This window comes from Microbacterium sp., from assembly GCF_036566905.1.
Lineage (GTDB): Bacteria > Actinomycetota > Actinomycetes > Actinomycetales > Microbacteriaceae > Microbacterium.
Genome location: NZ_DATCVK010000089.1, coordinates 1 through 8,344, shown reverse-complemented (window position 1 = coordinate 8,344; position 8,344 = coordinate 1). Strand labels below are relative to the sequence as shown.

General features: G+C 71.1%; 7 protein-coding genes. 3 read left to right on the top strand and 4 right to left on the bottom strand.

Annotated elements, in window-relative coordinates; all coding sequences use genetic code 11:
- Positions 1-248 precede the first annotated feature (248 nt).
- From cysK (VIP82_RS06925) to epsC, 3 genes are all read left to right on the top strand, one after another.
- On the top strand, positions 249-1,187 hold the full coding sequence (gene cysK, locus VIP82_RS06925) for a cysteine synthase A (RefSeq protein ID WP_331906993.1): 939 nt from the start codon (positions 249-251) through the stop codon (positions 1,185-1,187).
- A 90-nt stretch (positions 1,188-1,277) separates the two neighbouring features.
- A complete protein-coding gene (gene cysK, locus VIP82_RS06920; protein WP_331906991.1) occupies positions 1,278-2,231 on the top strand; it encodes a cysteine synthase A in 954 nt (317 codons plus the stop codon).
- On the top strand, positions 2,228-2,812 hold the full coding sequence (gene epsC / locus VIP82_RS06915) for a serine O-acetyltransferase EpsC (RefSeq protein ID WP_308868453.1): 585 nt from the start codon (positions 2,228-2,230) through the stop codon (positions 2,810-2,812). Before cysK (VIP82_RS06920) ends, epsC begins: the two co-directional genes overlap by 4 nt.
- Positions 2,813-2,840: 28 nt before the next feature.
- Here the strand turns inward: epsC and VIP82_RS06910 are convergent, their stop codons facing one another.
- The 4 genes from VIP82_RS06910 to rho form a co-directional block, all read right to left on the bottom strand.
- A complete protein-coding gene (locus tag VIP82_RS06910) occupies positions 2,841-5,633 on the bottom strand; it encodes an ATP-binding protein (protein ID WP_331906989.1) in 2,793 nt (930 codons plus the stop codon).
- Positions 5,634-5,706: 73 nt separating this feature from the next.
- Positions 5,707-6,105, bottom strand: a complete 399-nt coding sequence (locus VIP82_RS06905) for a hypothetical protein (protein WP_331906987.1) — start codon at positions 6,103-6,105, stop codon at positions 5,707-5,709.
- A gap of 89 nt (positions 6,106-6,194) precedes the next feature.
- Positions 6,195-7,289, bottom strand: coding sequence for a peptide chain release factor 1 (gene prfA / locus VIP82_RS06900; protein WP_331906985.1), 1,095 nt, complete (start codon positions 7,287-7,289; stop codon positions 6,195-6,197).
- Positions 7,290-7,295: 6 nt separating this feature from the next.
- Positions 7,296-8,344, bottom strand: a 1,049-nt coding sequence (gene rho / locus VIP82_RS06895; protein ID WP_331906983.1) for a transcription termination factor Rho, incomplete at its 5' end; no start/stop codon positions are given.

The window sequence follows — 8,344 nt, the reverse complement described above, 5'->3', positions numbered from 1 at the left end:
GCGAGAGCGCGCCGGAGAGGAAGGGGGAATCGTCGGGAGAAGCCATGACCGCATCCACTTTAGGGCCGGCTCCCGCCGCTTCCGGCCCGTCGGACCCTCCAGCCGGGGCCTCCGGACGAGGTCTCGCCTGCTCTCCGGCGCGCAAGGGTACCCCGGCACGACCAGGCTTTCGTCACAGAAGGACTCACACGAAAACGCGCCCCCTAGGCTGTTGCTCGACCAGCCGTGAACCCGCGAAAGGCCCCGACATGACCGGCATTCATCCCGATATCACCTCCGCCTTCGGCAACACGCCGCTCGTGCGCCTGAACCGCGTCGCCGAGGGTGTCGGCGGGAACGTGCTGGCGAAGCTCGAGTTCTACAACCCGGCCTCCAGCGTGAAGGACCGCCTGGGCATCGCCATCGTCGACGCCGCCGAGGCATCCGGCCAGCTGCAGCCCGGGGGCACGATCGTCGAGGCCACCAGCGGCAACACCGGCATCGCGCTCGCGATGGTCGGCGCCGCGCGTGGCTACCGCGTCGTGCTCGCGATGCCCTCGTCGATGTCGATCGAGCGCCGGCTGCTCCTCAAGGGCTACGGCGCCGAGCTCGTGCTCACCGACCCCGCCGGCGGCATGAAGGGCGCCGTCGCAAAGGCCGAGGAACTCGTCGCCGAGATCCCCGGCGCGGTGCTCGCACGTCAGTTCGAGAACGAGGCGAACCCCGAGATCCACCGCAAGACCACCGCCGAAGAGATCCTCCGCGACACCGACGGCCAGATCGACTACTTCGTGGCGGGCATCGGCACAGGCGGCACGATCACCGGCGTCGGCCAGGTGCTCAAGGAGCGCGTGCCCGGAGCCAAGGTCGTCGCCGTGGAGCCGGCCGACTCCCCGCTGCTCACCAAGGGCACTCCCGGGCCGCACAAGATCCAGGGCATCGGGCCGAACTTCGTCCCCGAGATCCTCGACCAGAGCGTGATCGACGAGGTCATCGACGTCGAGTTCCCCGACGCCATCTCCACCGCGCGCGCCGTCGGTGAGAAGGACGGCATCCTCGTCGGCATCTCGTCGGGCGCCGCGATCTGGGCCGCCCTGCAGGTCGCCGCCCGTCCCGAGGCCGAGGGCAAGAACATCGTCGTGATCATCCCGTCGTTCGGCGAGCGCTACCTGTCGACCGCGCTCTTCGAGGATCTGCGCGAAGATTGACACGTCACGACGGCGCGCCGGCCCCGACCCGTTCGGGCGCCGGCGCGCCGTCGCCGTCTTCCCCGCGCCGTACGAACCGAGGAGCACCACGTGCCCGGCATCCATCCCGACATCACCACCGCGTTCGGTGAGACCCCGCTCGTGCGCCTCAACGCGCTCACGGAGGCTCTGGGCGCCGAGGTGCTCGCCAAGCTCGAGTTCTACAACCCCGGCTCGTCGGTCAAGGACCGCCTCGGCTACGCCCTCGTCGAGGCCGCCGAGGCGGCCGGAGAACTGCAGCCGGGCGGGACGATCGTCGAGTCCACGAGCGGCAACACCGGCATCTCGCTCGCTCTCATCGGCGCGGCCCGCGGCTACAAGGTGATGCTCACGATGCCCGCCTCCATGTCGAAGGAGCGGCGCACGCTGCTGAAGGCCTTCGGCGCCGAACTCGTGCTGACCGACCCGTACAAGGGCATGACAGAGGCGGTCGACGCCGCCAAGCGCATCGTCGACGAGACGCCCGGAGCGATCCTCGCCCGCCAGTTCGAGCACGAGGCGAACGCGGCGATCCACCGGAGCACCACGGCCGAGGAGATCTGGCGCGACACCGACGGCCGCGTCGACTGGTTCGTCGCGGGCTCGGGAACGGGCGGCACGATCACCGGCGTCGGCCAGGTGCTCAAGGAGCGCAATCCCGCCGTGAAGATCGTCCTCGTCGAACCTAAGGACTCCCCCGTGCTCACCGAGGGCCGCGCGGGCGGACATCGCATCCAGGGCATCGGCCCGAACTTCGTGCCCGACGTGCTCGACCGCTCGGTCGTCGACGAGATCTTCGACGTCGAGTTCGACGACGCGATCCGCGTCGCCCGTGAGCTCGCCACCCGCGAAGGCATCCTCGCCGGGATGTCGGCCGGCGCGGCGGTGTGGGCGGCGCTGCAGATCGCGGCGCGCCCCGAAGCAGCCGGTCAGCGCATCGTCGTCATCGTGCCCGACTCGGGCGAGCGCTACCTGTCGACCGCACTGTATGCGCACCTGCGCGACCCCGAGGAGGAGTCGAAATGACCGACGAGCGCATCGGATTCGTCGCGCGCGTGCGCGAAGACGTTGCCGCGGCGAAGCTGCGCGACCCCGCGGCGCGCGGCGGCCTCGAGATCGCCGTGCTGTACCCGGGCCTGCACGCCATCTGGGCGCACCGCGTGTGGCACGCACTGTGGACGCGCGACGTGCGTTTCATCGCCCGCGCCGGGTCGCAGGTCACGCGGTGGCTCACCGGCATCGAGATCCACCCCGGCGCCACCATCGGCCGCCGCTTCTTCATCGACCACGGCATGGGGGTCGTCATCGGCGAGACCGCGGAGGTCGGCGACGACGTCATGCTCTACCACGGCGTCACGCTCGGTGGGCGCCAGCGCGAGGGCGGCAAGCGGCACCCCACCATCGAGGAGGGCGTCGCGGTCGGCGCGGGCGCGAAGATCCTCGGGCCCATCACGATCGGCGCCGGGTCGGTCGTCGGGGCGAACGCCGTCGTCACCAAGGACGCGCCCGCCGACTCCGTACTGGTGGGCGTACCGGCGAAGCCGCGCGCGCGCCGCGCGGGCGACGACACCCGCGCCCTGCTGACGACGCCCGAGTACCACATCTGACGCGGTCCTGCGGAGAGCGGATGCCGCGTCAGGCGGCGGTGCGGCGGTAGATCGCCGCGGCGGCGGTGCGTGACGGTGCCTCCAGCTTGCGCAGGATCGCCGAGACGTGCACCGACACGGTCTTCACGCTGATGTAGAGGCGCTCGGCGATCTGTCCGTTGCTGAGGCCCTCGGCCACGAGCTCGAGCACCTGCTCCTCGCGGGCGGTGAGCACCGAGCGCGGCGCGTCGCCGGCGAGTCCGGCATCCGTCATCATCTCCTGGGCGCGTGCGGTCAGGCCGTCCGCGCCGAGCTCCGCGGCGTACGCGGCGGCCGCCGCCAGGACCTCACGCGCCGCCGGGCGGTCGCCCGCGGCGAGCAGCTCCTCGCCGTGCCGCACCCGCGCGTACGCCCTGACATACGCCGGACCCGCCGCGTCCACCGCCGATCCCCACGAGCCCTCGCCGAGCTCGGCGGCGAAGACGGCCGCCCAGAGCGGGGTGACCGGCCAGTCGGCGAAGGACGCGAGCATCACCCGGTACGGCTCGATGTCGGCATCCTCACCGCGCTCACGCAGCATCGCGACCGCACGCGCCGCGACCGCCGTCAGCGGCAGCGCGAGCACACCGCCGGCGGGCGTCTCCCACGCGGCCCGCGCGTGCGCCAGCGCCTCGTGGGCGTCGCCGCGGGCGAGCGCAAGCTCTCCGAGGTCGTAGGCCATGCCGAACCGGGTCTGGAACTCATAGGCGCCGAACATGTCGAGTTCGCGGCGCGCGGCGTCGAGCGCGGCCTCCGCACCGTCGATGCGCCCGCGCCAGATCGCGAGGCACACCAGGCGTTCGCGCAGGAAGGCGGAGTACAGGCCCGGTTCGACCATCGGGAGCAGCACCCCCAGCTCCTCGGCCTCGCGCAGCCGGCCCGCGTAGATGTGCGCCTCGATCATGTTGGCCTCGATCATGACGAGAGGGCCGAGATCCGCCACGTGCGAGCGCCCGTACTCGTGCCCCTCCCGTGCCACAGCGACGGCTTCCTCGTACCGGCCGACCAGCATCAGCGCGTTGGAGTAGTTGATGTAGTAGCGCATCATCGCGCGGACGAAACCGCCCGCCTGGGCACGTGCCTGCGCGAACAGCGCCAGGCCGCCCACGTCGCCCGCGGTCGTCCGGCAGGTCGCCGCGATCAGCAGAGCCTGCACGAGGATCTCAGCGGCGAAGCGGTCGCCCGCCGCGGCGGCGGGCTCGGCCGTGGCATGCGCACGCGCCGCGACCTCGGTGCCGAGGCTCTGACGCCCGTTGAGCATGTGCACGCGCGCGGAGCTGAGGAGGAGTCCGGCACGCTGCACGTCGTGGCGCGGATCGTCCCCGAGGATCGCGAGCGCCTGCTCGATGCTCTCGACGCCGTCCGACACACCGGCCTGGAACTCGATCGTGGCCAGGTCGCCGAGCATGTCGGCGCGACCGACGACATCCTCCTCAGGCCAGAGAGCCACGGCCTCCCGTGCGAACGCGAGGGCGCGATCGTTCCGGTTGGCCGACACGAGGGCGGCTGAGGTCCGGCGGAGCAGCTGCACGCGCGTCGTCCCGCTGACGGCCTCGGGGTCGGCGACGGCATCCCAGAGCTCGAGGGCCCGCTCCCCCGCCTCGGCGGCGGTGGACCACGCCGACGCTCCGCTGGCCGCGCGCTGCGCGGCCACCGCGGCCGCGAGCGCCCGATCGGGGACGTGGGCGGCCCGCCAGTGGTGGGCGATGTCGGCGAGCACGCGCGCGGTGGGCGCCGCCGCCTCCAGGGCGACGGCGTACGCGGTGTGCAGGCGCGTGCGCTCGGTGGGGAGGAGCTCGGCGTACACCGCCTCCTGCATGAGGGCGTGGCGGAACGCGTACGCGTCGTCGCGGATCACCACGACCTGCGCGTCGACGGCGCTGCGCACGGCCGCCTCCAGGGCGGACTCCTCGCCCTCGAAGACGGCACGGAGCACCGGGTCTGCCACCTCGACCCCTCCGGTCGCCAGCACCCGCGTGAAACGCCGGGCCTCGGCATCCAATCGCTCGTAACGCAGCAGCAGCACGTCGCGCAGCGATATCGGCAGCCGCTCGCCCGAGAAGCTCGCCAGCTCTTCGACGTAGAACGGGATGCCGTCGCTGCGGGCCGCGATGTCGAGCAGCACCTCGGCGGCCAGGGTGTCGCCGTGCACGGCGGTGGCGAGCGCGCCGACCTCGGCCGGGCTGAGGCGTGCGAGCGGACGATGCGTGAGCAGACGGCCACGGTCGAGCTCGGCGAGGACCGGCCGCAGCGGATGCCCGCGCCCGACGTCATCGGTGCGATAGGACAGCAGCACGAACAGCGGAAGCGCCGCGGCACGCCGGACGAGGCGGGCCGCGATCTCGCACGTGGTGCTGTCGGACCAGTGGAGGTCCTCGATGATCACGACCAGGCGATGCGTCCGCGCGAGCTGCGAGAACGTCTCGACGACGACGTCGGCCAGACGCTCGGCGTCTCCGGGACTCTCCGCCAGTGCGGGCACGAGCACGCCGAGCGCGTCGGCGGCGGGGCCGGCGGCCTCGCGCACGGCATCCACTCCCAGCGCGTCGACCAGGTCGCGCAGCAGATCGGTGATGGCGGTGAGCGGCGCCGGGCCCGAGCCCGAGTCCACAGACGCGCCGTGGAGCACGATGACCCCGTCGTCGAGCGACTCGGTGAAATCGCGCAGCAGCCGCGTCTTGCCCATGCCGGCGTCGCCCGACACCACCACGGCTCGCCCCTGCGAACCGACGGCGGCGATCTCGTCGCGCAGGGCATCGAGATCCGCCTGCCGGCCGACGAGGGGAACGCGGCCGATCTGCATACCGCCCATCATCCCATCAGCCTGGCTCCTCAGGAGTGCGCAGCGGATCGGGAGGAATCCCTATCTTCCGTCGTCAGCTGCGGCGGTCTTCCACCTTGTTCTTGATGAACAGCGGCGGCAGCAGCCACGTCGCGAGCGCCGTCACGAGCCAGACGATCAGGGTTCCGATGATCCACGCCACCGGACCGTCGATCCCGATGCCGGCCGCCGGGATGAGCACCGCGATCAGGAGTGCGACGAAGGTCGAGAGCAGGCCGATGCCGCCGATGAGCGCGTTGGCATGCCGCCGGGTGATCTTGAACAGCCACGGCGCCAGGATGCTCTGCAGCACCGCGAAGATCACGACCGCGATGACGATGCCCCACCAGTCGTCCCAGTGCAGCGAGAACCCGGGAAGGATCAGGTCGGCCGCGATGAGGCCGAGCGCCGCCGACACGAGGAAGATGAGGGCGCGGATCAGGAACGTGAGCACGCTCGAAGCCTAGCGGCGCGGCACCCGTCCCCCGCGGCATCCCCGTCAACGACCGACCGTTGAACCGGCGCAGCCACGAGGAGGCGGGGTCAGGGGGTGTCGGCGAGGGCGGCGAGGCGCGCTTCCTCGTCGGCGCTGATCGCCGACTCGATGATCGGCTCCAGGGCGCCGTCCATCACCTGATCGAGGTTGTACGCCTTGTAGCCGGTGCGGTGGTCGGCGATGCGGTTCTCGGGGAAGTTGTACGTGCGGATGCGCTCGGACCGGTCCATGCCGCGGATCTGCGACCTGCGGGCGTCGGATGCCGCCGCCTCGAGCTCCTCCTGCTGCTTGGCGAGCAGACGCGCACGCAGCACGCGCATGCCGGCCTCGCGGTTCTGCAGCTGCGACTTCTCGTTCTGCATCGACACGACGATCCCCGTCGGCACGTGTGTGATGCGCACCGCCGAGTCGGTCGTGTTGACCGACTGTCCGCCCGGACCGGACGACCGGAAGACGTCGATCTTGAGGTCGTTCGGGTCGATATGGATCTCTTCGGGCTCGTCGACCTCGGGGAACACCAGCACGCCGGTGGTCGACGTGTGGATGCGCCCCTGCGACTCGGTCGCCGGCACCCGCTGCACGCGGTGCACGCCGCCCTCGTACTTCAGGTGCGCCCAGACGCCCTGCGCGGGGTCGGACGAGGACCCCTTGATCGCGACCTGGACGTCCTTGTACCCGCCCAGGTCGGACTCGTTGCGCTCGAGGAGCTCGGTCTTCCAGCCCTTCGACGCGGCGTACTGCAGGTACATGCGCAGCAGATCGGCGGCGAACAGCGCCGACTCGGCGCCGCCCTCGCCCTGCTTGATCTCCATGATCACGTCGCGCGCGTCGTCCGGATCCCGCGGGATCAGCAGCCGTCGCAGACGCTCCTGGGTCTCGCCGAGGCGCGCCTCGAGCGCCGGCACCTCCTCGGCGAACGCCTCGTCCTCACGGGCGAGCTCGCGGGCGGCATCCAGATCATCGGATGCCGCCAGCCAGTCCTCGTACGCCTTCACGATGCGCGACAGCTCGGCGTAGCGCCGGTTGACCCGCTTGGCGCGCGCCGCATCGGCGTGCACCGCGGGGTCGGAGAGCTCCTCCTGCACCGCGCGGTGCTCGTCGATCAGCGCCCGGACGGAATCGAACATCGCGGGTTCGACCATCGGGGATCAGCGGATGCTGTTGTCGTCCGCGTGGCTGCGTCCGCCGCTGTGACCGGTGGTGGGAGCCGGGATCGACTTCTGCATCTGCACGAGGAACTCGACGTTGGACGACGTCTCCTTGAGCTTGCCGAGCACGACCTCGAGGGCCTGCTGCGGGTCGAGACCCGCCAGCGCGCGACGCAGCTTCCAGGTGATCTTGACCTCGTCGGCCGAGAGCAGCATCTCCTCGCGGCGGGTGCTCGACGCGTTGACGTCGACCGCCGGGAAGATGCGCTTGTCGGCGAGCTGACGCGACAGGCGCAGCTCGCTGTTGCCGGTGCCCTTGAACTCCTCGAAGATGACGTCGTCCATCTTGGAGCCCGTCTCGACGAGCGCGGTCGCGAGGATCGTGAGCGATCCGCCGTTCTCGATGTTGCGCGCGGCGCCGAAGAAGCGCTTGGGCGGGTACAGCGCCGAAGCGTCGACGCCGCCCGTGAGCACACGGCCCGAGGTGGGCGCCGAGATGTTGTACGCACGACCCAGACGCGTGATCGAGTCCAGCAGCACGACGACGTCGCGACCGAGCTCCACCAGGCGCTTCGCGCGCTCGATGGCGAGCTCGGCGACGGTGGTGTGGTCCTCGGCGGGACGGTCGAAGGTCGAGGCGATGACCTCGCCCTTCACGGTGCGCTGCATGTCGGTGACCTCTTCGGGCCGCTCGTCCACCAGCACGACCATCAGGTGCACTTCGGGGTTGTTCGTGGTGATCGCGTTCGCCAGCGCCTGCAGCACCATCGTCTTACCGGCCTTCGGCGGCGAGACGATCAGGCCGCGCTGGCCCTTGCCGATCGGGCTGACGATGTCGACGATCCGGGTGGTGAGCACACCGGGCTCGGTCTCCAGGCGGAGCCGCTCGGTCGCGTACAGCGGGGTCAGCTTGTTGAAGTCCTGCCGCTGCTTGGCGATCTCGGGGTCCGCACCGTTCACGGTGTCGATCCGGACCAGCGGGTTGAACTTCTCCTTGCGCTCACCCTCCTGCGGCTGCTTCACCGCACCGGTGATCGCGTCACCCTTGC

Coding starts and splice junctions, on each gene's coding strand:
- cysK (WP_331906993.1), top strand. CDS start 249: ATGACCGGCATTCATCCCGATATCACCTCCGCCTTCGGCAACACGCCG.
- epsC (WP_308868453.1), top strand. CDS start 2,228: ATGACCGACGAGCGCATCGGATTCGTCGCGCGCGTGCGCGAAGACGTT.
- VIP82_RS06910 (WP_331906989.1), bottom strand. CDS start 5,633: ATGCAGATCGGCCGCGTTCCCCTCGTCGGCCGGCAGGCGGATCTCGAT.
- prfA (WP_331906985.1), bottom strand. CDS start 7,289: ATGGTCGAACCCGCGATGTTCGATTCCGTCCGGGCGCTGATCGACGAG.